Genomic DNA, 23,194 nt, shown 5'->3' on the forward strand with positions numbered 1-23,194 from the left:
AAGGATGTAAAAAATCCTTGCACCGACATGTTAAATTTCGATAATGATCGGTAAAATCATTGGCTTGCGTTTCGTTTGTGCAAATAAATATTGTCCTACAGCCCTTTTAATTTCTCTTCGTAGAACATGTATTTGTTGTCTATTTTCTTCTTGAAGCTCATTGACTATTTCTTTAGTAAGGACATTGACCTTATTTAAGAGCTCCTCGAAATCCTTTGCATAAACAAAACCTCGTGAAATAGTATCTGGTTCGGAAATAAAAGCACCATCTGTTTTATTAAGTGTCAAAACAATGACAAGCATTCCATCTTCTGATAACTGTTTGCGATCTCGTAGAACAATTCCTTCGACTTCTCCTATTCCGATACCGTCAACATACGTATCACCAGCTGGAATTTTACGTGTTTGTCTTGCCTTTGAATTTTCAATATCAACGACATCACCGTTCTTCATAATAAATGTATGTCCCTTTTGAACGCCAACGGCTTCAGCTAATAAACGATGTTGATGTAACATACGGTACTCACCATGAATAGGAATAAAAAATTTAGGCTTCATGAATGTTAACATAAGCTTCAAATCTTCTTGATGTCCATGACCTGAAACATGCATTCCAGTATGACTAGAAGATCCATAAATGACTTTTGCACCTAGTTGAAACAAATTGTCGACAATACGAGAAACACCCTTCTCGTTGCCTGGAATAGGAGAGGCCGCTAGAATAACGGTATCGTCTGGTAGGATTTTTACTTCACGATGGTTGCCATTTGCTAAACGAGCGAGTGCGGCTAGTGGTTCACCTTGGCTACCTGTGCATAGCACTACAACCTCCTCTGGTGGAAAGTATTTAACTTCGCGAGCATCAATCAGCATATCTTCTGGAACATTTAAATAACCGCGTTGAATTGCAACATCAACGACGTTCACCATACTGCGACCTAATAATGCTAACTTCCTATTCGTAGTAATAGCGGCATTAACAATTTGTTGGATACGATTAACGTTGGAAGCAAAAGTTGAGATAATTACTTTACGTTCAGCGTGTAAAAAGGCTTCTTCGATATGATGTCCGACAAGTTGTTCAGAAGGCGTTAAACCTGGCCTTTCTGCATTGGTACTTTCAGAAATAAGAACTAACACTCCGTTCGATCCAATTTCTGCCATTTTGTGAATATCGGCGAACTGATTATTCACAGGTGTTAGATCAAATTTAAAGTCTCCTGTATGGACAACATTTCCTTCGGGTGTGGCTAGAACGATTCCTAAACAATCGGGAATACTGTGATTGGTTCTAAAGAAACTAATATCTATTTGTCCTAGATGTAAAGAAGAGTCAGCGTGAATTTCAATTAAATCGGTTTCTCTTAAAAGTTTATGTTCTTTTAACTTTAATTCAATAAGACCTAAAGTGAATCGAGTTGCATAGACAGGTACATTTATTTTTTTTAGTAGATAAGGTACTCCACCAATATGATCCTCATGTCCATGAGTCACAATTAAAGCTTTAATTTTTTCTTTATTTTCAAGTAAATAAGTAATATCAGGAATAATTAAATCAATACCAAGCAAGGTCTCATCTGGAAACTTTGCCCCACAATCAATAATGATAATGTCATCTGCATACTGCACTACATACATATTTTTTCCGATTTCGTTAATGCCACCAAGGGCGAATATAGATAATAATTGTTTACTTGTAGACAACGTATTCCCTCCTATAGTTTTCACTAAATGCATTAAAAATTTCTTTAGCCATAGGTAGTATAGCTTTTCATATTTCATCCTATACGATATTTACAATGAACGATCTTACTTATATGGATTGCTACTATTTGAATTGCTCGATGAATAGAATGGAGAGATATCCTTACGAACAGCATGTTTCTGTTTAAATTTTTTTGTTCCTTAAAAGTTAAACTCAAAAAAGTTAAAATAAAGGGGGTAAATGATTGTCTAATTTTATGCAACATGCCATTTTCGAACATCGATTTTGGCTAGAAATCATGCAAAACCACGCTCAATTTATTCATGACGCACTTTATCCTTCAGAAAAAGGTGATATTCAAAGAGCTAATCAGTATATCCTACAATTCTCACAGCTACTTACTTATATTCCTTCTCTCGATGATTCAAATGCTGTTTCGTTTTCAGTAACAGTGGATGACAATGTCGAGCAATTGAAGCAATACAAACTTCATCTACTTAGACATCAACTGTCGGGTGATATTGGGATCCATTTAACGCCTACATTTATCAATCACATGATTAATGAATTAGAAGAATACCAAAATGTACTGAGTTACTTGAAAAAAGGTGAGGCTCCACCAATCTTTCACGAGCTACATCATCATTTAGTGTGGCTTTTAGACGCCTCTGGACACGCAGGCATCATCAATGATGATTTAGATGGTGTAGAGAAACGATTAAAGCAGAAGAGTCATGCATTTGCTAAGCATTTTGAAGGATTTTATTTAAAGGCAGTCGAATTAACGGGCTATTTACGTACAAATATGCATTCTTTTCCAGCTTTAAAGCGCTTTAATCAAGATGTAGAAATCGAAATGGCTTTATTTAAGACGTTTTTAAAAGAATTAGAAGAAATGGAGTTAAGTGCAGAGGTATTAGGCACATTTACAGCGCCAATGGCAGACCATATGTGGCGTGAAGAGCAATACTATTTAACAAAGCTTGCACAAGCTAGAAGCGATGGGTAAAAATAATAAACAAGGCTATCTTATTTTGATTCATCAAAAAAGATAGCCCTTTTATTATGGATGGATTATTACTTCCGTACCAATAGGCACAATACTTGCTAACTCTTCAACATCTCGATTATGCAAGCGAATACATCCGTGTGAAACAGCATGCCCAATGGAACTAGGATTATTAGTGCCATGAATTCCGTAGTGTTCTTTAGATAAGCTCATCCACATTGTTCCAAAAGGACCACCTGGGTTTGGGGCTTTATTGATGATAATAAAACTGCCTACTGGTGTTTCATGTAACATGCGTCCAACTGCAATAGGGTATTGTTTTTGAAGGATATTGTCTCTATACAAGCGTAGCCAACGATTATTGGTAGATATCTCAATACGGTATGGAATTGTATCAGGATTGGGAAAGCCAGGAATAGCAATTTGTTGACCAACTAAAAGATGATCTGGCTGAATCCCTGGATTAGCAGCAATGATTGATGTGATAGAGGTGCGATAATCTTGAGCAATTTGGGACAGTGTTTCTCCCGCTTTGACTGTATGATTCAATCTTGATTTCCTCCTAAGCATTGGTAATTGTTTTACTATATGCTTGAATGATTTAAGTAATTTTAAGAACGTAAATTTTTCAGCTCTTTGGATAGAATATAGAGTACCATGTATAGCCAAGGAGCATTGAGAATGAAGGAATTTAAGATTACTTATTTTTTTGATGAGATGCATTATGTGAGAAGATTTATTTATATTGAATCTCAGCAAGAAGCAGAGCAATTGGTTAAAAGTGAAAGAGATCAATATATATCCTTTACAGACAGTAGAGGTATCTATCATGAATTGCATACAAGGCATGTACGAGTTATTCAAATATCTGAATATCATCGTATTGATAAAAGTACAAAACAGAAAAACACATAATATATCCAGCACTACACACATTATAGGTAAAGGAGTGTGACAAGATGGATATGAATAAAGTACCACATCAAAAGAAAATGTTTATGAATTTAAATAGTAAAGATAAGCCTGATATGGTTGAATCAGATAACATTAGTCTTTTCGATTTGCATGAGGATATGCAAACTGTAGACGCTATTCCAATTGAAGAACTTAATAAGAGAGTGGAAAGAGAAGGCGATGAATTGATTGAAATGCAGCCTGATGAATTATAGGAGGTAGAAGTATATGCATGATGAAAAAGAAGTCCAATTTACCTCTGCGGGTACAAATATTAATGAAGTGAAGCAAAAAAACGCAGAGGCAGGATTATCCTATAATGACGTAAAGGCGCTATTGGCTAAAACCGGAGGACATGGGACGGCTATCTATAGTGATACAGATTTTGAAGAAGTAAGACAAGAAATACACAAGAATCAGCAATAAATGTATGGGGAGGAGTAAGGTATTGAGTGCTCTTCCTTTTTTACTTTACAATGGTGAGTAAAGTAAGGGAGGTGAGCATCTTGTTAATAGGAGAAGAGAGTTGTCCATTATGTGGGGGGAAAAACCATTGTGGTCTAGTAAAAGGTGAAAAAGAATGCTGGTGTATGACAGTCAACTTTCCAGAGAAAGTTTTAAAAGTTGCACAGAAAGAGTCAGATAAATGTATTTGTCAAACATGCTTAGATACATATAAAGAAAAATACAAGCATTGAGAAATGATGCATCCGTAATTATTAAGTAATTGGTACAATTGTCTATCGCACAACAACCTAGCGGGCATACATTACTCTGAAAGGAGTGTGTCTAATGGTTAAACCAATTGAACTTAGTAATGTAACAAAGGCATATTTAGAGGAATATCAACGAATCCTCAAAAAAATGATGCAGGGTATGACCTATGTAACCATTACTTGTAGTATTTCAGAAAATTTTATTAAGCAAATCATTCCTCATCAAGTAGCGGCAATCCAAATGTCAGAAAATGTTTTACGCTACACAACAAATATTCCTGTACAGGATCTCGCATTAGAAATCATTCGAACACATACAGAAATGCTTGAAAGTCTTGAAGCGATACAAAATCGATGTTGTGTCGTACAAAATTCAGAGTACGAATTATACGAGTATATGTGTGCTTACAAAGAAATCACGGAAGCAATGTTTAATTGCATGTGTGCACCACCAGTATCCAATAGTATTAACATTAACTATTTAAGGGAAATGATTGTCCATCATCAGGGAGGTATAAGACTAGCACAAAATGTCCTTAGATTCTGTATTTGCCAAGAATTAATTCCAATTCTAAAGTGCATGATTCAAACGCTTTGTGAGCAACTAGAGGAGATGGAAAAGTTACTGGATAGCTTACAAAATTGCGATTGCGAGTGCTAGGTCAAATTTTAATCTTATACGGTAAAAAACGCTAAAGTCAAATGATGATTTTAGCGTTTTTTCTGCGTAAAAATAGTGTTTATCTAGAAAATGAGAAATTGTCAATAAGGTGGACAAAAAAATAAGAAAGTGTAAAGAATTTTTGGAGAATATACTTTTGTTTTTTTATTGTTGGTAAAATATATATGTTTTATTTTGTTGAAGGTAATGAGGAAAGATCTATAATTCGTTTTAAAACACTGGGAATTTATATTTACTTTAGATTCGAAAAGGAGTGGGAACTATGTTCAAAAGGAAGAAGATTAGTCAAAACTATGATTATTTCTCAGCAACAAAAAACTCAGACATTGAGGCCAATGAACGTTTTAAAGAAAAACTAGATTTTCTTGCTTTGTCTAGAATAAGAAGGGAGTCTGTAGGTTTTTTACGTAAAATGTATGAGAACAATCGTCAGCATATACTGGATAATTTTTATGATCGTCTACTGGAAATTCCAGAGTTTAACCAGGTCATCAATACGCATTCATCAGTAGAGCGTTTGAAAGGCTTATTTGATTCACATTTTATTAGCTTATTTGACGATGAGTTAGATTTAGATTATGTATTTAAACGACGTAAAATCGCCTACATTCATGCTCGCATTGGTGTACTCCCGAATTGGATGATTTCAGCCTATACGTTGATCAATCAATTAATTATTCCGCTTATTGTAAAAGAACTATCACGAGATCAAGAAAAAATGCTTGATGTTTTATTGTCTTATGATAGCTTAGTAACGATTGACCAACAAATTATTTTGGAGACCTATATTGAAATTCAAGCAGGATCTGTAGTGAACGGTTTAGGCGAAATCATTACTTATAATACACAGTTAGATACAATAAAGGAATTGATTGAATTTCAAGATATTCAACATCAGGAGATTATTGCGGCAGACCAATTGATGCATGAGTTAGATGAAAGTATTGAAGAAATCGCCACATCTGTTGGTGATATTTCCGAGCAAACAAAGCAGGCGTTTAAAAAATTAAATGAGGATTTGGAATCTTTACAACAAATTTCATCCATTTTGCAAACGACCGATGAGGGGCATAAATCCATGCAGGAGGATATCAAACGTTTAGTAGATCGTGTAAATAGCGTCGCAAAACTAATGGAATTAATTAAGAAAATTGCAGATCAAACTAATCTGTTGGCATTAAATGCATCAATTGAGGCGGCTCGTGCCGGTGAAGCAGGGAAAGGCTTTGCGGTTGTTGCAGAGGAAGTGCGAAAACTTGCAGATGATACAAATACATCTGTTAAATCGATACATACAGATATCCAGGAATTACTTCAAATTACGCAAAATATTAGTTTTTTAACAACACAATTTTCACAAGATTTACATCAAGGTGTTACGGATACCTTACATGTTTCACAAACCCTTGGAGAAATAAACAGAAATTTACAGCAGCAAGGAGCTCGTTTTGAGGAAATAGCTACTACAACCAAGGTACAAGCACAATCCGCTACAATTATTTCTGAACGTAATCATACAATCACAGAGAGTATGCAAAAAAGTAAGGTAATTGTTTTTGATATGGGTTCTGCCATTTATAAGCTAAGTAAAATGATTGATGGATACCGATCAACAACGATTTCTAAAAACTTTATTATTAGCCAAGAGGATATTATTCAATTAGCGATTACAGACCATTTATTATGGCGTTGGAAGATTTATAATTTACTGCTGGGCTTTGAAGCGATGACTGAACAGGACGTAGGTTCACCGGAGGAATCGCGCCTTGGCGAATGGTATTATGGCACAGGCAAAAAGCTGTTAGGTGATGAGCGGGCCTATATAGAGCTTGAACAACCGTTTATTCATATACATGATATAGCTAAAAAAGCAGTCCGTGAATATAATACAGGTAATAGAGTGGAGGCTGAGAAATACCTGGAGGAAATTACGGAAGAATCTTCTGTTGTCATAGAAAAACTACAGGCGTTAAAGGAAATTTTACTAAACAGTAAAAAACAATATATACACTAAAAATTTGAGCAGGCTAGTTAAAACTAGCTTGCTCTTTATGTTTGCTATTCAGTTACGTTTATAGTAGTGGGGACACACATAAATGTCACTGTCCGTTTTTTACTATCATAGAGACACCATTCACGGTGGTCAATAACTGAACCTACGTTAACCCCATATTGTTTCTCTTGTATTGCAATCGGTTGGCCGTAACGAATACGGATAGGTAATTTTTTTTGCTGATGATAGAGTCCCGATTCATGGCTATGACCAAAGAATAACAATGGTTGATGAAAAGGAGGAAATGTAGGTTGCCAGTTGACGTTCCACTTAAATTGATGTCCGTGCATAAGTGTCGCACCATCTATCTCCATTGACTCAGGTAAAGCTTTAAAACGTTGGATGCCTGTAACTTGAGTAATGCGTTCTTCTTGATTGCCTCGTATAGACGGGAAGGTTAGTAGTTCTTCAAATTCATCTTCTACTATGGCTGCCTTTTCCAACGACAAGCCAGACATAGTTTGCGCCTTTTTCTTACTAACAGTGCATTCATATAAATCACCTAACCCAATGATGGTTGCTTCCTCTGCTGTTTGTTGTATATGAGCAAGAACAGCTTTAGTATCTTCTATATTAGAATGTAAATCTCCTAAAAGTGCATAAAGCATGTAAACCCGGCCTTTCCTTTAATAATCGTACAAACATCATACACCTATTAGAAATTACTAGAAAAGTAAAACGTCTAAGAATATTTCTTTAATTTGAACGTGAGGAAAATTGCCAAGAAATTCATTGCTTGTTAAAATATAATCATAATTTTCTGAATTTTATTGATTTTGTGTGCTGGTGTTAATTTAGCGGTATTCCATGTAAATAGGGAAGACCTGTTAAACGTGTATATGGCAATGAAAGTGTAGGGACATCATGTTATCCCAAAGGTTCCACTCAAATGTATGGGACGGATTGAAGAATTCTGGATGCATGAATGTTGAGGCGAATTAATTTACTCTATCTCGGATTAAAAAATGAACTTTTGGAGGGCTTATAATGACGACGTGCATGACAGATATTCTTGAAAACTATGCTGTACAGCAACCAAATACGATAGCAACCTTGTATGATGGAAAAAAGCTAAGTTATCGTGAACTTTATCAACGTGTTGATCGATTTGCTGCTTACTTACAGGAGCAAGGTTATGAAAAAGAGGATGTAATTGCATTATATACGCTTAATTCCGATTTGTTTTTAATCGCTTATTTAGGTGTTCAATTAGCAGGCTTTATCGTGATGCCCATTAACACTAAATTAGCGGCACCAGAGGTTGATTATATTTTTAATCACTCACAGGCAAAGGGACTAATCTATGATGAAAGATTAGCAGAAACATTGAAGGATGTTTCCTATTCGTTCCAACATGCTATTGAACTTCAGGAAATGAATAATAGGATTGAACAACAGGATCGTGAAAGAACGATCGTTCCATTGGTGGCGGATGATACAGCCGTTGTTATGTATACCTCTGGTACAACTGGTAAACCAAAAGGTGTCATGCTCACCCATCATAATATTGCGGCTACAGCAGAAATTTGGTCTGCTTCTATGAACATGTCGAGCAAGGATAAGATGTTTATTTGCACACCTTTATTTCATTGTGCTGGCCTGCATGTTTTTGCTATGCCGATGTTTTATCAAGGGGGAACCGTTGTTATTGAAGAAGTATTTTCACCAACTAAAACATTAGCGCAAATTGCAGCAACAGAAGCGACGATTTTCTTCGGAGTTCCATCCATGTACACGATCATTTTAAATACGCCTGGATTTAAGGAACATAGCTTAAACCATTTACGTTTATTATGTTACGGGGCAGCTCCAATGCCTTATGAGCTTGTAAAACAAGTAAAAGAGGCATTTCCAAATGTAAAAGTTCAAAATCTATACGGTCAAACAGAAAATTCACCTGCGGCCACATCCTTACTTGATATGGATGCTTTAACGAAAATCGGCTCCGTTGGTAAGCCATTAGCGCATACAGAGGTCTGTGTAGTTGATAGTGAAGGTAAGTCAGTACCAGCTGGTGAGGTAGGGGAAATTTGTGTAAAAGGGCCACAGGTTATGAAGGGATATTTGCGCAATCCAGAAGAAACAGCTAGAACAATTAGAGATGGGTGGCTTTACTCAGGTGATTTAGGACGGTTTGACGATGAAGGCTATTTGTATATAGTAGATCGGAAAAAGGATATGATCATTCGAGGAGGGGAAAATATTTACCCAATCGAAGTGGAGGAAGTTTTATATCAAATGCCAGAAGTTTTAGAAGCAGCAGTGGTTGGCTTACCACATGAAGTGTATGGTGAGGTGCCGAAAGCATTTGTTGTTTTAAAAGAAGACAAATCCCTTGATGAAAATTCGATACTCTCCTATTGTCAGACTAGACTTGCCAAATATAAAGTCCCTTATGAGATCGAATTTTTAGCTGAGCTACCGCGGAATGCCTCTGGTAAGGTATTAAAGCATACATTACGACCAAAAGAAACGACGATTTAAGTATTATCCATTACGCTTTGGATGCATCACCATAATGGCTTTACATGTGATAGAATTCATGCTCGAATAAGCTTCTATTCTAATAGGAACAACTAGGAAAGTATCGTATAATAGAGTCTACGACAAATTGTATTAATAGAATTGGAGAAGAGATTACTCTTTGAATTAGAATAGGAGCGGAATTTGTCTTGTGGACAGGATATAAGCGCCTTTTACTTATTGGCATTTTGATCATCATGTTGCTGTCTAGCTGCCAGCCATTTTCACAGCAAGATTCACAACAAAAAAACCAATTAACAGTTTTAACAGTAGAATTTAATAGTGGAGCACCTATCCCTAATTTATATTTAACGATCACTGATGTACAAACAGGTGATGTAGTAGAAGAAGCAATTGGTTCTGAAGAAGGGGAAGCAATATTTTCGAAGCTAAAGGCAGGACGAGAATATGCAATTGCTGCAACTACACTAGAAAATAGTGAGGCAAATGTCGGATATACAACAATTGAGAATTTTACGTACGATACAACAAAGCCGTACTATCGATTGCAAACACATTTTTCTAGAGACGAGCAAGAATTAGATGTACCTGTTGTTATGCAAAATCCTGAACTGCCACATGGCTGTGAAATCACATCACTCACAGCCGTGTTAAATTATTTTGGAATGAATGTGACAAAGCTTGAAATGGCAGATCATTATTTACCAAAGCAAGAAATACGTACAGTAGGCGGAAAACGTTTTGGACCAAATCCAAATGTAGCTTTTGCTGGCAATCCTCGTGATAAGGCTCATGGGATGTATGTTTTTGCTGCACCAATTGTCAAAGCGGCAGAGGCAGTCATTGCTAATAAACAGGAAAATTTACGCGTAACGAATATGAGTCAGGCATCACAGGCAGATATTTTAGAGCTAGTCCGTGAGGGAGTTCCTGTTGTGACATGGGTGACACTGGATTTATCAAAGCCTAAACAAAAAGCTGAACGAGGCTGGATTTATGAAGGTGAGTCAACTTCACGGGATGCCTTTATGAATTTACATGCTGTTGTTTTAACAGGACATTTAGGCGATAAAGTAGTTGTAATGGACCCGTTAAAGGGCTACGTAACATACAATGTGGATCAGTTCTTTAATAGCTATCGTGAGTTAGGCAAACAGGCTGTAGCTGTCCATAAATAAGCAAGCTATAAATCTTTAGTATGTTACACTAATAAAAAAAGCAAAAAGTGAGTTGAGTAGAATGGCCATTGAACACGCTTTTTTACCCGTATTGCTTGGGGATGAAATGAATGCTTATGGCATGGCCAGAGCATTTTACGAAGCCTATGGTGTAAAGCCCCTTGCACTAAATCATACAAACATGGAAAAAATTCAGCAAAGTGATTTACTGACTTTTCGTGAGGTACCGAGACTTCATATAGAAGAACGATTTGTTACGGCACTTAAGTCAATTGCCCAGGAATTTATAGATAAAAAATTACTGCTCCTAGCCTGTGACGAATTTTATGTCAAAAAAATTGTAGAGCATAAAGCAGAATTAACAGAGGATTTCATTATTCCTTATGTAGATGCTACACTTGCTCATCAGCTATTAACCCGAGAAAAGATGTATGAGCTTTGTGCACAATATGGTTTTCAATTTCCTGCCATGCATGTATGCACGGTTAATGATTATGACAACTTCGACATGCCTTTTGAGTATCCAATTGTCATTAAGCCCATGAATATGGAAAAATATTCTGCATGTATTTTTCCTGGTAAGAAAAAAGTATATATTGCACATGATAAGGATGAAAAGGACAGTATATTCCATGCTATTTATAAGGAATCAGCCTATCGTGATGATCTGATGATTCAGCAATATATTCCAGGAGAAGATGCTAATATGCGTGTTGTCAATGCGTATGTTGGACAAGATGGAAAAGCAAAACTTCTTGCTGTGGGCAATCCCATTTTAGAAGAGCATTCTCCAGAAGGAATAGGTCGTTATGTAGCCATCATGACAACTTATAATAAGGAATTGATGGATATCGTGAAGACATTCCTTGAAGCAATACAATTCCAAGGCTTTGCTACATTCGATATGAAATATGATGATCGTGATGGTCAATATAAATTGTTGAGTATAGAATTACATAATGAGCTTTCCAATTATTATGTGACAGCTAGTGGCTATAACTTTATGCAGTATGTAGCGGATGATTTTGTTCGAGGGAGTAAACAATCGTTAACATACGTGGAAAACAAGCATCTTTGGACGATTGTACCAAATGGTGTTCTTTTCAAATATGTTCAAAATGAACAATTAGTGATTGAAGCGAAAAGCTTGATTCGTCAAGGGATGGCTACAGATTCTATTTTTAATTACAAGGATATGAATGCGAAACGATGGTTGAATGTTACGCTTGATAATTTAAGCTTTTATCGCAAATATAAGAAATATTTTAATAACAAAGGTCTGTCTAATATATGAAAAAACAAACTTTAGGTATCATTGGTGGCGTAGGGCCACTTGCAACAATGTTTATTGGTGAAATGATTGTAAGACGTACGAAGGCACAAAAGGATCAGGAGCATTTACATACGATCATAGATAATGATACAAATATCCCTGACCGTACAGCTTTTATTTTAGATAAAACGAAGGATAATCCAGTTCCAGTCATAATTGAGGATGCAAAAAAATTAGCTTCTGTAGGGGCAGATATGATTGCTATTCCATGTAATACAGCCCATACGTTTTATCATGATATTCAAGAGGGTTCACCCATTCCAGTACTGCATATGATTCGTGAAACAGCGAAGCGTGCTGCGGACTTAGGTGCAAAACGTGTTGGTATTTTAGCAACGACAGGTACCTTAACATCTCGTATGTACCAAGAAGCCTTAGAGGAATATGGCATTACACCAGTAGTACCAGATAATGAAATGAGAGCCTATGTCATGACTATCATTTATGATTATGTCAAGGCTGGTAAGGATGTTACGCTGGAGGACTGGCAACCACTAGAAGATGCGATGCTGGCATTAAATTGTGATCGCATTGTGTTAGGCTGTACAGAGCTATCTATTGTTAATCGGGATTTGAAATTAAATGAAATATATATCGATTCACTAATCGTATTAGCTGAATGTGCCATTTTGGCTTGCGGTTATGAGCTAGTCGATTAGTTGTTGAGTGAATTGAAAAGAATCTGCTTGCTTTTCACGGGTAAGCTACAAGTCTTTAAAGAGTTGTGGACATGCTACTTTTTCCGTGTTAGGTTAGGCAGATTTTTTATGGAAGGAACCGCTGATTTTTGAAACGAATGGTCCATTGCTTCGTACATATAAAGTAGGAAACGGCGGAGTGTGTTAAACTAGTGTCAAGTAGATAGAAGGTGGGAAATAACATGTCAGTCATTAATTTATTAAAAGAAGAAATTCAAGGAAAATGGAACTTTGAAACACCTATGAAAATTCAAGATGAAATGATACCAGCTATGCTTGAAGGTAAAGACATTGTAGCGGAATCGCCAACGGGATCAGGTAAAACATTAGCGTATGTTTTACCACTATTGAATAAAGTAAACGGGGCAAAAAAACAAACACAGGGACTGATCGTGGCTCCTTCACAAGAACTTGCTATGCAGATTGTAGAAGTTATCCGCGAATGGACAGCTGGCACAGATATTACAGTTCAGCAGCTTATTGGTGGTGCCAATTCTGCTCGTCAAATTGAAAAGCTCAAGAAAAAACCAACGATTGTTGTTGGAACCCCTGGCCGTTTAAATGAATTAGCACGAGCAGGAAAATTAAAACTAAAAGAAATAGAAACGATTATTTTAGATGAGTGTGATCAACTGCTTAGTCGCGAATACCGTGTAGTTATCAAATCCTTTATCGAAGGTTCTGCCTATGGCCGACAAGTCGTTGTTGTTTCAGCTACGATTACAGAGGAAATTGAATTAGTAGCAAGTCGTATGATGTTCGAACCAGTTCGTTTTAAAATTAAGCCAGAGGATATGTTAAAGGTCGGCAAAGTTATCCACTCATTTGTGAAGGTAGAAGAACGTGATAAAACTGATTTTCTACGAAGACTATCACATACTGAAGGGTTAAGAGCACTTGCTTTCGTCAATAATATCGATCAATTATTAATGAAGGAAACGAAATTACAATATCGCTCTGCGCCAATCGTAACACTTCACTCCGACATGAAAAAGGAAGAACGTAAAAAGGCATTAGATGCATTCCGTAAAGGGGATGCACGTATTTTAATCGCAACAGATATCGCCGCTCGTGGTTTAGATATTGCAGGTTTAACACATGTTATTCATGTTGATGTACCAAGAACAATTGAACAGTACTTACATCGCTCAGGGCGTACTGGTCGTGCAGGAGCAGACGGAGAAGTATTGACGTTATTATCTTATCGTGATGAGAAGACCTATAAAAAATGGACAAGAGAAATTCCAGGCAAGCCTGTGCAAAAAATATGGCATGATGGCAAGCTGATTGAAGGTAATTCTAAAACAATTGGACAAAAGCGAGGGAATTAACATGACATTTGATGAAAAATTACAGGCATATGCAGAGCTTGCGGTAAAAGTGGGTGTCAATATTCAACCAGGTCAATATTTGTTAGTGAATACATCAGTAGAAGCTTTAGATTTTGCTCGTTTAGTTGTAAAAGAGGCTTATAAGGCTGGCGCAGGGCGTGTCCATGTAAACTTTTCGGATGATGAAATGGATCGTGCGTATTTTGAACACGCTTCTGATGAGGAGTTTAATCGTTTCCCTGAATGGGTCGTAAAAATGCGTGATGAACTAATTGAGCGTAAAGGTGCTTTACTATGGATTGATGCTGCTGATCCTGATAAATTGACAGGAATACCTGCAGACAGATTAGCAACACACCAAAAAGTGTCAGGAGCAGCATTGAAAAATTATCGTAATGCAGTCATGAAGGATTTAATTGCTTGGTCTATCGTCGCGGTTCCTTCACCAAAATGGGCAGCGAAGGTATTTCCTCAATTAACGGAAATGGAGCAAGTTCCAGCATTGTGGGAAGCTATCTTTAAAACGGTTCATATTGGGGAAGGGAATGCAGTGGATAATTGGCGAGAGCATGTAGCTAATTTAGAATCACGTGCACAATTGCTAAATAATAAAAAATATGCAAAGCTTCACTATACAGCACCAGGAACAGATTTAACAATTGCCTTAGCGCCACAGCATAAATGGCTAACAGGTGGCAGTCAAACACCAGATGGTAATATTTTTATTGCCAATATGCCGACAGAAGAAGTTTATACACTTCCGATGAAACAAGGTGTAAATGGGTACGTAAGTAATACCAAGCCTTTAGTTTATCAAGGCAATATCATTGATGGCTTTAAATTAACCTTTAAAGAGGGCAAAATTATTAAAGCAGAAGCTGAAGTGGGTCATGATTTACTGCAAGAGCTGATACAAGTAGATGAAGGCTCTAGCTATTTAGGTGAAGTAGCACTTGTCCCTCATGAATCACCAATTTCAGCGTCGGAGATTTTATATTTCAATACGTTATTCGATGAAAATGCTTCAAACCATTTAGCTATCGGTGAAGCCTATCCGACATGCTTAGAAGGTGGAAGAGATTTAGAAAATGGTCAACTTGAGGCACTAGGTGCAAATATTTCTGTGACACATGAAGACTTTATGATTGGTAGTGGAGAAATGGATATAGATGGTATTTTACCGGATGGTACAGTAGAGCCAATTTTCCGCAAGGGTAGCTGGGCCTTTTAATCACTAGTCAAAGTGCAAAGGAGGAGAGTAGATGAAGCGATTATGGAGCTTCATCGGTGTGACGATATTAGCAATGACATGTTGGGCTTCATCTGCTTATGCTCAAACAGAAAGCTATATAGCTATTGGAGATTCCTTAGCTGCTGGTCAAACACCTTATCAAGAAATTGATGCAGGATATAGTGATTTAATAGCCATGAAGTTAAGTTCAATGGGTCAATTATCATTTTATACAAAAGAACTTGCCTTTCCAGGCTTAACAACGGCCGATGTGCTAGAACGAATCCAATCTGAGGAATCCAAACACTTACTAGAAAATGCGACCCTTATTACAGTGTCAGCAGGGGCCAATGATTTATTACGCCTTGTTAAAGTGAACCCAACTGCTGGCACATTAGCATTTTCACAGCTTCAAACAGATTCCACTTTAAACTTGGCTAGAAAAAATATGATAACCATTTTAGATGAGTTAAATGAACTTGCGCCGAAAGCAAAGATTTTTGTAATGGGCTATTATTTTGCGTATCCATATGTTCATCCTACACAAAAAAAGGGAACGAACGAACAGCTAGTTAAATTAAATACGATTTTACAACAACAGGCAGAGGATGCAGGAGCGGTTTATGTAGATGTTTATGATCGCTTTGGATTGGATGCCATAAACTACTTACCAAATAGTGCAGATGTTCATCCAAACTTTGAAGGCTACCGTCAAATGGCTAATGCATTTTTACAGTCTTATAGTGGTAGTAATGCTTTGACGATCTCTTCATCCGAATTACCCAAGCCCAATCCTCTATCGTTTGAGGAAATTATAAAGCAACAATTATCAGCGAAATCCAAGGAACGGGAAACGACACAACGGCAGTCTACCCGTACAGCTTATGCTATTCAAGGATTTCCTGGCTATAAAGCTTTTATAGAAAACATTTAAATAATCGTTATTAAAGGGCATCTATTTAGATGCTTTTTTATATGAAATCCAATATTGGATAGAACTACTATACTGCTGAATACCACTAGATAGGCAGTAGTCATGCTAAAATATAAAGAAGATTAGGAGGGACTAGAATGAAGATATTTCATACAGCAGATTGGCATTTAGGGAAGCTTGTTCAAGGTGTTTATATGACAGAAGATCAACAATATATTCTGCAACAATTTATACAAGCGATAGATGATGAAAAACCAGATGTAATTGTCATCGCAGGTGATCTATATGACCGTTCAATGCCCCCTATTGAGGCAGTCAATTTACTAAATGATGTATTAGCGAAAATAGTATTAGAGAAGCAGATTCCTGTTTTAGCAGTGGCGGGAAATCATGATAGTGCGGGTCGTTTAAATTTTGGGAGTCGATTGATGAGTGATAGTGGTTTATATATCAAGGGGCAATTTACGAAAGATCATGTCCCTATTATTTTGAATGATCAATATGGAGAGGTACATTTTCATCTTGTACCGTATGCTGAGCCCGCCTCAATTCGTCATATTTTTGAAGATGAAACGATTCGTTCTCATCAAGACGCTATGCAGAGAATTATAGATCATATTACTCAGGATATGGATGCGAGTAAGCGTCATATTTTTGTGGGACATGCTTTCGTCACAAAGTATGGTGAGGAAGAAGCCAATACCAGTGATTCAGAGCGTCCGCTTTCTATCGGGGGCTCAGATTGTGTGAATGCAGCTTTATTTAAACCTTTCCACTATACCGCTCTTGGACACTTACATAAGGCACATTTTGTCTTAAATGAAACGATCCGCTATGCAGGCTCTCCGTTAAAATATTCATTATCAGAGCACTTACATGAAAAAGGCTTTTTAATCATTGAATTAGATGAACACGGTAAAAGCATAGTAACCAAAAGAAAGCTCGTACCAAGAAGAAATTTACGAGTAGTAGAAGGTCAATTGGAGGATCTGTTAAAGCTACCACCGAGTGATGATTATGTCTTTGTCAGATTGACGGATACGACAACCGTCTCTTCACCGATGGAACGCATTCGTAGTGTTTTTCCCCATGCGATGCATGTAGAACGTAAGATACTACGACAAGAGTCACCACGTGAGTTACAAGTTGTAGAAACAGAAAAGCTAGAGGATATAGACTTGTTCCGTTCTTTCTTTACGAATATTATCGGCATCCAGCCAGATGAAGATACGGAACGCCTTTTTACCGAGATGTTACAGGAATTATTAGATGAGGAGCGAGAGACAGTAAAATGAAGCCATTAAAGTTAACGATTACTGCATTTGGTCCGTATAAAGATACTGAGGTGATTGATTTCCAAGAGCTTGGAGAACATCGTTTGTTTGCCATTTCCGGAAAAACAGGCGCTGGGAAAACAACCATTTTCGACGCTATTTGTTATGCGCTTTACGGATCAGGTAGTGGTGAGGATCGCCAGGATACGGCTTTACTGAGAAGCGGCTTTGCTCATGATGATGTCTATACAGCTGTAGAGCTCCTATTTGAAATGCATGGCAGAGTTTATCAAATAGTAAGACAGCCAGGTCATATTAAAGAAAAAAATAAAACGATCACAGGTAAGAAAATAGAATTAGCTGAAGTAAGAGAGGGAAAGCTCGATTATAGCATCGTAGAGAAACAACAAACGCTTGAAGTCGATAAAAAATTGTTGGAAATCATAGGTCTCACAAAAGATCAATTTAGCCAAATTGTAATGTTACCTCAAGGTGAATTTCGCAAGTTATTGACCTCTGACTCTACAAATAAGGAAGTTATTTTACGAAAAATCTTTAAAACAGATCGTTTTGGCGTCATGACAAAAAAACTGGATGCCAAACGGAAAGAGGCGGAGAAGGATTTTGAACGTGCCAAGCAATTAAAGGAACATCTATTAGGTCAAATTGTTGGTGCCTTACCGCAACGTTCATCCTCTTTATTCACCTTGATTGCTGACAATACGGAAAATTTACATCAACTGACACAGGCACTTGAGGAGGAGTTTAGCTACTATAAGAAATGTATAGAGGAAGAACAGCAGCAATATGATGAAGCTTATAGTCTTCATCAAAAGGAGCAGGAATATTATCGACTAGCAAAAACAATAAATGAGCAGTTCGAAGAGCAAGCTAGTCGGCAGCAGAGACTGCAACTATTGTTAAAAGAACAGGATAGATACCGAGCAAAGGAGCAGGAGATTGTTTTAGCAGAACAAGCGGAGCGACTTGTGCCACTTGAACAACAATGTATTGATTTACGTGCTGAACTGAACTTAAAAGAACAAACATTTCAACAGGCTCAATTTAAACTTCAACAAACAAAAGAGCAGCTACAACGGGCACAAGAAAAGTATCAGATTGAAGAGGCGAAAGAGCCTGAACGTCAACAGATGTTGCAGCAGGAATTGCAATTACAGACTTTATTGCCTAAATTTGAAGCCTATGAAAACAATGTGCAGCAGCTGCAAATAGCAGAACAATATGTCGAAACAGCAAAACAGGCAGTAGCTGATAATCTTATGTTATTGGAGAAAGAACAAGGGCAGTTACAGCAATTTTCTCAAACGATGGAACAATATGAAAAACAGGTTGAGCCATATGAAAGCTACTTAGAGCAGTTACCGAAACTTCGTGAGCAGGTAGCATTAATAAAACAAGTAGACAAATACAAAGGGGCTGTAGAGTTAGCTAAGCAGGACGTAGCCACTTCTGACATTCACTATCAGGAGAGTAAAAAGGCTCTACAATTATTAGAGCAGCGTTGGTTGACAAGTCAGGCTAGTATTTTGGCTGAACAGTTGAAGGACGGGGAACCTTGCCCTGTATGTGGCAGTTTGACACACCAGAAAACACATAATGAGCAGCAGGAAATGATAGAGCTCTCTGAAGTCGAAGTGTTAAGGGCTAAGGCTTCTTTAGATGAGCGTAAGTACCTAGAAAAAGAAGCGCTCTTGTCATCTGCGCAACAGCTTTATCAAGAAACCTGTCAGCAACTAGAAGAGCAGCACATTACACAGCAAGACCATGCACAGCTCATCTCTACATTAAACAACATAGAGCAAGAGATTGCGACATTAAAAATTGTTCATCATCAATTAGCAGATATGCGATTAAAACTTAAGCAGCAACGTGAGAGAATAGAGCAGCTACGAACTAAACAGATGAACTTAGAGCAATATTTAGCTGAGCAGTTGAAAGAAATGACAAGACTGCAAGCAGTTCTTGAAGAACAGCTTAAACATATGCCAAACCATTTACCAACCTTGCAGCAATTACAGCAACAGCTTACAGATATCAGTAAACAAAAAATGGATTTGCAAAAAAGATGGCAAGAGAGTCAAGACGAATTGCATAGAGCGAAGGAAGCAACAAGTAATGCAAAATTGACGATGGAAATAGCCAAACAAACTTTTGAAGAATTACAACTCAAAATGAATGAAAAACGTCAGCAATTCTCAGCAAGCATGCAGGAGATAGGCTTTGACAGCTACGAGGAATATACAGCTGCCAAACGGAGTTTATTGCAAATAGAGACCCTTCGAAAAGCTTGTAGTGACTATGCTTTACAGGTACACACATTGCAAATCCAAATTACTGAAGGGGCTATGTATCTTCAAGGAAAAGAGCAACAAGATTTAGTGTCCATGGAAGCCAAAGTAGAACAACTTCGTATATCTTATGAGGAAGCATTTAAACGTTTACAACAGTTGAGAGGTTTTGCTCAAGCTTGCCAAGGTTTTATTGAAAGAGTAGAAGAAATAGCGAGGGAGCTTCATTTACTTGAGCAAGAAGCGGGAAGAGTAAAGGAGCTCTATGGATTATTAAACGGCCAAAATTCGAAAAAGCTATCTTTTGAGCGCTATATTCAAATTAATTACTTAGACCAAATTACTGAAGCTGCCAATATTCGCCTTTATCATTTATCAAATGGTCAATTTGAGCTCAGACGTTCAGATAGATTGGAAAAGCATGCGAAACAAAGCGGACTAGGTCTTGATGTCTACGATGCCTATACCGATCAACTACGAGATGTCAAAACATTATCGGGAGGCGAAAAATTTAATGCCTCATTAAGCCTTGCCTTAGGAATGGCAGATGTAATTCAAAGCTTCCAAGGTAATATTCATATTGAAACGATGTTTATTGATGAGGGCTTTGGTTCGCTTGATGAGGAATCATTAAATAAAGCAATCGATACATTAATTGATTTACAGGATTCTGGTCGCATGATTGGCGTAATCTCTCATGTGCCTGAATTAAAATCTGCAATGCCAGCGGTTTTACATGTAGAAAAGACATTAAATGGCCATAGTCAGACATACTTTGAAGTGAAATAAGTGAAAGGCGTATTTCCGAAATAGGGAATACGCCTTTGTTTTATTTTTTTCGAGAAGTGGCTGTAGGAGTTGTTCCTTTTTTTGCAGCCATTACTTTTTTGACGATAGGAATAACAATAGGTGCCAATTTTACAGCAGTTTTCACAACGTTTGATACTTTCATTAAAAAACAGCTCCTTTTACAATTATTACTACCTGTTTCGCTTAAAATTGAAACATTAACGTATTACTCGAACAGCCTGAATAATATTCCATATGACAATACCAAGTGAGACAATGGCATAAACGGCAAATGAAACTAACCAAACAACCATCACAGTATTATTACTTGACGTTGGATCTAATCTTAATGTAGAAAAAACAAAGACAATAAAAAATAGGATGCCAAAAACAAAAGGAATTAAATGAGAGACAAGTGCACGAATTGAATGTCTTTTTACATCACTATCTTTCGTTACAAAGTAAACAATTAATGGGACGATAAAAGGGGCGAAGAAAATACTAAGATAACTAAAGGCAGATAAAATTTTTTGGTTCTCCATAGTTGTACCTCCTTTTTTAATATTTACGCATGAAAAACGGCAAAGTTTCAAAAAAATAATGTATGGAAGAGGTTGTAATCATCCAATCCTTTGCGTACAATGGGATTGTTCAAATAAATTCAGATGTAACGACCACAAGGGGAGCTGATGATGTCAGCTGAGACTGGGCACGTAATGCCTTGACTCTTTGAACCTGTAAGTTAACACTTGCGTAGGGATGTGGATAGAAACCGACACTTGTACGATGTCAGGCTCTGTCCTGGCATCGTTTTTTCATTCTTTAGGAATAAAAAAGATGTCTGCATTTCTATTCCTGCTCTTGTATCCTACATCGGAACAAAGGAGAGAATATGTATGGACAAAAAAAGACTATTAATGCTTGTGGAGATTGCGATATTTGCAGCGATTGGCCTTGTGCTCGATCAAGTATCCTTTAAAGTATGGGCACAAGGTGGCTCTGTTAGTCTTGTCATGGTGCCTATTATGTTGATTGCATTTCGTTGGGGCTTAGTTGCTGGGCTAACAACGGGAGTACTTGTGGGTGTTATGCAAACCATGTTTGGTGCTTATATTGTGCACTGGCTTCAAGGATTATTGGATTATGGTGTTGCCTTTACAGTTGTAGGATTAGCAGCTGTTGTACGTGGACCTGTGTTGGATGCTGCAAAAAATATGAACAAAACGAAAATGGCACTTTACATTATCATAGGTACTGTTTTTGCAGGCTTTTTACGATACACAGCACATACAATTGCTGGAGCTGTATTTTTTGCAGAGTATGCGGGTGATCAAAATGCATGGATCTATTCTATCATTTATAATGGTACATATATGTTGCCAGCAACCATTTTAACGGCAATTGTAGGGGTGCTTTTATTCACAGCCGCTCCACAATTAATGCAAAGAAAAGCATAATAAAAGTTTCCTCAAATGATTTATTGTAAAAGGGTATAAAAGCTTTTCGTTCTATACTACTTGATGATATTCGCTTTCGCACAGAATCATTAGCAAAATTATCAACTTTTTTCAACAACAAGCAAGTCCCTTCACTCATGTGAAGGGACTTTTGGTCATGAATAGCTCTTTTAGCACTTTGCATTGTAGGAAAGCATACAATATTTAAAGCGTTTATCGTTATACGCATAAAAAGTTATGTTATATTAAAGAATAGATATTAGATGAAAGGGACGTTATAAATGATTGTAAAAACGCAAGAAGAGATTGAAGCTTTTAAAAAAATTGGACGCATTTGTGCCGAAATTCGTGAAGCCATGAAAGCAGCAACAAAACCAGGTGTTACAACACTTGAGCTAGATGAAATTGCTGGCCGCATGTTTGCAGAGGCTGGTGCTATTTCTGGACCTAAGGGGGAATATGATTTCCCAGGATATACATGTATTAGTGTCAATGAAGAAGTGGCACATGGTATTCCAGGAAAACGTGTTATTCAAGAAGGGGATATTGTGAATATCGATGTTTCTGGGTCTTTAAATGGATACTTTGCAGATACTGGCATTTCATTTGTTGTTGGTGAGGGTTATGAGGACAAAGAAAAACTATGCCGAGTTGCTAAAAGTGCTTTTGATCGAGCAATGACAAAGGTTAAAGCTGGGTCTAAATTAAATCAAATAGGTAAAGCGGTTGAACGAGAGGCGAATGCTAATGGTTTAACTGTTATTATGAATTTAACAGGACATGGCTTAGGTCAATCTTTACATGATGAGCCTAATCATATTTTAAATTATTATGATGCATGGGATTCTACGATTATGAAAGAAGGAATGGTGCTTGCTGTTGAGCCATTTATCTCAGCAAAAGCAGAGCATATTGTAGAAGCTGGTGATGGTTGGACATTTGTTACACCTGATAAATCGCTTGTAGCTCAAATTGAACATTCAGTTATTGTCACTAAAGATAAACCAATTATTTTAACTTCCTTAGATGAAGAATAGGATATAATTTAAAATCCTGC

The 23,194-nt window shown here is 37.1% G+C and carries 23 protein-coding genes and 1 riboswitch; of the genes, 18 read left to right on the plus strand and 5 right to left on the minus strand.

Features of this window, described 5'->3' with window-relative positions:
- Positions 1-30: 30 nt before the first annotated feature.
- A complete protein-coding gene (locus ABC382_RS18585; protein WP_322606337.1) occupies positions 31-1,704 on the minus strand; it encodes a ribonuclease J in 1,674 nt (557 codons plus the stop codon).
- Between the two features lie 245 nt (positions 1,705-1,949).
- On the opposite strand from ABC382_RS18585, the gene ABC382_RS18590 reads away from it, so the two are divergent.
- On the plus strand, positions 1,950-2,714 hold the full coding sequence (locus ABC382_RS18590) for a DUF2935 domain-containing protein (protein ID WP_322611944.1): 765 nt from the start codon (positions 1,950-1,952) through the stop codon (positions 2,712-2,714).
- A gap of 54 nt (positions 2,715-2,768) precedes the next feature.
- Here ABC382_RS18590 and ABC382_RS18595 read toward each other — a convergent pair whose 3' ends face one another.
- Positions 2,769-3,263: a L,D-transpeptidase family protein gene (locus tag ABC382_RS18595; protein WP_274794553.1), complete on the minus strand. Its 495-nt coding sequence runs from the start codon at positions 3,261-3,263 to the stop codon at positions 2,769-2,771.
- A gap of 132 nt (positions 3,264-3,395) precedes the next feature.
- Here ABC382_RS18595 and ABC382_RS18600 point away from each other — a divergent pair, with 132 nt between their 5' ends.
- The 6 genes from ABC382_RS18600 (at position 3,396) to ABC382_RS18625 (ending at position 7,080) form a co-directional block, all read left to right on the plus strand.
- Positions 3,396-3,629, plus strand: coding sequence for a hypothetical protein (locus ABC382_RS18600; RefSeq protein WP_274794552.1), 234 nt, complete (start codon positions 3,396-3,398; stop codon positions 3,627-3,629).
- Between the two features lie 44 nt (positions 3,630-3,673).
- Positions 3,674-3,883 (plus strand): hypothetical protein, encoded by a 210-nt coding sequence (locus tag ABC382_RS18605; protein ID WP_274794551.1) that lies wholly within the window; start codon positions 3,674-3,676, stop codon positions 3,881-3,883.
- 13 nt (positions 3,884-3,896) lie between these two features.
- Positions 3,897-4,094, plus strand: a complete 198-nt coding sequence (locus ABC382_RS18610; RefSeq protein WP_274794550.1) for a gamma-type small acid-soluble spore protein — start codon at positions 3,897-3,899, stop codon at positions 4,092-4,094.
- An 80-nt stretch (positions 4,095-4,174) separates the two neighbouring features.
- Positions 4,175-4,366, plus strand: a complete 192-nt coding sequence (locus tag ABC382_RS18615) for a cysteine-rich CWC family protein (protein ID WP_274794549.1) — start codon at positions 4,175-4,177, stop codon at positions 4,364-4,366.
- A gap of 94 nt (positions 4,367-4,460) precedes the next feature.
- Positions 4,461-5,045, plus strand: a complete 585-nt coding sequence (locus tag ABC382_RS18620; RefSeq protein WP_274794548.1) for a DUF305 domain-containing protein — start codon at positions 4,461-4,463, stop codon at positions 5,043-5,045.
- A 283-nt stretch (positions 5,046-5,328) separates the two neighbouring features.
- Positions 5,329-7,080, plus strand: a complete 1,752-nt coding sequence (locus tag ABC382_RS18625; protein WP_322611945.1) for a methyl-accepting chemotaxis protein — start codon at positions 5,329-5,331, stop codon at positions 7,078-7,080.
- Between the two features lie 44 nt (positions 7,081-7,124).
- Here the strand turns inward: ABC382_RS18625 and ABC382_RS18630 are convergent, their stop codons facing one another.
- Complete coding sequence (locus ABC382_RS18630; RefSeq protein ID WP_322611946.1) at positions 7,125-7,727, minus strand: metallophosphoesterase family protein; 603 nt, start codon at positions 7,725-7,727, stop codon at positions 7,125-7,127.
- A gap of 379 nt (positions 7,728-8,106) precedes the next feature.
- Between ABC382_RS18630 and ABC382_RS18635 the strand changes: the two genes are divergently transcribed.
- The 9 genes from ABC382_RS18635 (at position 8,107) to ABC382_RS18675 (ending at position 20,680) form a co-directional block, all read left to right on the plus strand.
- Entirely contained in the window at positions 8,107-9,603 is a 1,497-nt protein-coding gene (locus tag ABC382_RS18635; protein ID WP_312507228.1) for a class I adenylate-forming enzyme family protein, read from the plus strand.
- Between the two features lie 188 nt (positions 9,604-9,791).
- Positions 9,792-10,781: a C39 family peptidase gene (locus tag ABC382_RS18640; RefSeq protein WP_322611947.1), complete on the plus strand. Its 990-nt coding sequence runs from the start codon at positions 9,792-9,794 to the stop codon at positions 10,779-10,781.
- A gap of 61 nt (positions 10,782-10,842) precedes the next feature.
- Positions 10,843-12,075 (plus strand): carboxylate--amine ligase, encoded by a 1,233-nt coding sequence (locus ABC382_RS18645; RefSeq protein ID WP_322611948.1) that lies wholly within the window; start codon positions 10,843-10,845, stop codon positions 12,073-12,075.
- The gene (gene cuyB / locus ABC382_RS18650) at positions 12,072-12,773 is read left to right on the plus strand and encodes a cysteate racemase (RefSeq protein WP_274794541.1); all 702 of its coding nucleotides are present in this window, start codon (positions 12,072-12,074) and stop codon (positions 12,771-12,773) included. The genes ABC382_RS18645 and cuyB overlap by 4 nt, the downstream gene beginning before the upstream one ends.
- A gap of 221 nt (positions 12,774-12,994) precedes the next feature.
- Positions 12,995-14,143, plus strand: a complete 1,149-nt coding sequence (locus tag ABC382_RS18655; protein WP_322611949.1) for a DEAD/DEAH box helicase — start codon at positions 12,995-12,997, stop codon at positions 14,141-14,143.
- 1 nt (position 14,144) lies between these two features.
- Positions 14,145-15,374, plus strand: a complete 1,230-nt coding sequence (locus ABC382_RS18660) for an aminopeptidase (protein WP_322611950.1) — start codon at positions 14,145-14,147, stop codon at positions 15,372-15,374.
- Positions 15,375-15,405: 31 nt separating this feature from the next.
- Positions 15,406-16,308 (plus strand): SGNH/GDSL hydrolase family protein, encoded by a 903-nt coding sequence (locus ABC382_RS18665; RefSeq protein WP_322611951.1) that lies wholly within the window; start codon positions 15,406-15,408, stop codon positions 16,306-16,308.
- A gap of 137 nt (positions 16,309-16,445) precedes the next feature.
- A complete protein-coding gene (locus ABC382_RS18670) occupies positions 16,446-17,603 on the plus strand; it encodes an exonuclease SbcCD subunit D (RefSeq protein WP_274794537.1) in 1,158 nt (385 codons plus the stop codon).
- Positions 17,600-20,680 (plus strand): SMC family ATPase, encoded by a 3,081-nt coding sequence (locus tag ABC382_RS18675; protein WP_322611953.1) that lies wholly within the window; start codon positions 17,600-17,602, stop codon positions 20,678-20,680. Before ABC382_RS18670 ends, ABC382_RS18675 begins: the two co-directional genes overlap by 4 nt.
- Positions 20,681-20,720: 40 nt before the next feature.
- Here the strand turns inward: ABC382_RS18675 and ABC382_RS18680 are convergent, their stop codons facing one another.
- Together ABC382_RS18680 and ABC382_RS18685 are read right to left on the minus strand one after the other, a co-directional pair.
- Complete coding sequence (locus ABC382_RS18680; protein WP_274794535.1) at positions 20,721-20,843, minus strand: hypothetical protein; 123 nt, start codon at positions 20,841-20,843, stop codon at positions 20,721-20,723.
- A gap of 55 nt (positions 20,844-20,898) precedes the next feature.
- A complete protein-coding gene (locus tag ABC382_RS18685) occupies positions 20,899-21,222 on the minus strand; it encodes a magnetosome magnetite crystal formation protein family (protein WP_274794534.1) in 324 nt (107 codons plus the stop codon).
- A 127-nt stretch (positions 21,223-21,349) separates the two neighbouring features.
- Positions 21,350-21,457, plus strand: a riboswitch (TPP riboswitch).
- A 119-nt stretch (positions 21,458-21,576) separates the two neighbouring features.
- Between ABC382_RS18685 and thiT the strand changes: the two genes are divergently transcribed.
- Together thiT and map are read left to right on the plus strand one after the other, a co-directional pair.
- Positions 21,577-22,137: an energy-coupled thiamine transporter ThiT gene (gene thiT / locus ABC382_RS18690; protein WP_322611954.1), complete on the plus strand. Its 561-nt coding sequence runs from the start codon at positions 21,577-21,579 to the stop codon at positions 22,135-22,137.
- Positions 22,138-22,418: 281 nt separating this feature from the next.
- Complete coding sequence (gene map / locus ABC382_RS18695; protein ID WP_274794532.1) at positions 22,419-23,174, plus strand: type I methionyl aminopeptidase; 756 nt, start codon at positions 22,419-22,421, stop codon at positions 23,172-23,174.
- Positions 23,175-23,194: the final 20 nt, after the last annotated feature.

Source organism: Lysinibacillus phoenicis (genome assembly GCF_047238325.1).
GTDB classification, from domain to species: Bacteria; Bacillota; Bacilli; order Bacillales_A; family Planococcaceae; genus Lysinibacillus; species Lysinibacillus irui.

Excerpts from the sequence above, each read along its gene's own strand:
- ABC382_RS18600 (WP_274794552.1), top strand. The coding sequence starts at position 3,396 with ATGAAGGAATTTAAGATTACTTATTTTTTTGATGAGATGCATTATGTG.
- ABC382_RS18635 (WP_312507228.1), top strand. The coding sequence starts at position 8,107 with ATGACGACGTGCATGACAGATATTCTTGAAAACTATGCTGTACAGCAA.
- ABC382_RS18680 (WP_274794535.1), bottom strand. The coding sequence starts at position 20,843 with ATGAAAGTATCAAACGTTGTGAAAACTGCTGTAAAATTGGCACCTATT.
- ABC382_RS18605 (WP_274794551.1), top strand. The coding sequence starts at position 3,674 with ATGGATATGAATAAAGTACCACATCAAAAGAAAATGTTTATGAATTTA.
- ABC382_RS18670 (WP_274794537.1), top strand. The coding sequence starts at position 16,446 with ATGAAGATATTTCATACAGCAGATTGGCATTTAGGGAAGCTTGTTCAA.
- map (WP_274794532.1), top strand. The coding sequence starts at position 22,419 with ATGATTGTAAAAACGCAAGAAGAGATTGAAGCTTTTAAAAAAATTGGA.
- ABC382_RS18610 (WP_274794550.1), top strand. The coding sequence starts at position 3,897 with ATGCATGATGAAAAAGAAGTCCAATTTACCTCTGCGGGTACAAATATT.
- ABC382_RS18675 (WP_322611953.1), top strand. The coding sequence starts at position 17,600 with ATGAAGCCATTAAAGTTAACGATTACTGCATTTGGTCCGTATAAAGAT.
- cuyB (WP_274794541.1), top strand. The coding sequence starts at position 12,072 with ATGAAAAAACAAACTTTAGGTATCATTGGTGGCGTAGGGCCACTTGCA.
- ABC382_RS18685 (WP_274794534.1), bottom strand. The coding sequence starts at position 21,222 with ATGGAGAACCAAAAAATTTTATCTGCCTTTAGTTATCTTAGTATTTTC.
- ABC382_RS18620 (WP_274794548.1), top strand. The coding sequence starts at position 4,461 with ATGGTTAAACCAATTGAACTTAGTAATGTAACAAAGGCATATTTAGAG.
- ABC382_RS18645 (WP_322611948.1), top strand. The coding sequence starts at position 10,843 with ATGGCCATTGAACACGCTTTTTTACCCGTATTGCTTGGGGATGAAATG.
- ABC382_RS18660 (WP_322611950.1), top strand. The coding sequence starts at position 14,145 with ATGACATTTGATGAAAAATTACAGGCATATGCAGAGCTTGCGGTAAAA.
- ABC382_RS18665 (WP_322611951.1), top strand. The coding sequence starts at position 15,406 with ATGAAGCGATTATGGAGCTTCATCGGTGTGACGATATTAGCAATGACA.
- ABC382_RS18625 (WP_322611945.1), top strand. The coding sequence starts at position 5,329 with ATGTTCAAAAGGAAGAAGATTAGTCAAAACTATGATTATTTCTCAGCA.
- ABC382_RS18630 (WP_322611946.1), bottom strand. The coding sequence starts at position 7,727 with ATGCTTTATGCACTTTTAGGAGATTTACATTCTAATATAGAAGATACT.
- thiT (WP_322611954.1), top strand. The coding sequence starts at position 21,577 with ATGGACAAAAAAAGACTATTAATGCTTGTGGAGATTGCGATATTTGCA.
- ABC382_RS18655 (WP_322611949.1), top strand. The coding sequence starts at position 12,995 with ATGTCAGTCATTAATTTATTAAAAGAAGAAATTCAAGGAAAATGGAAC.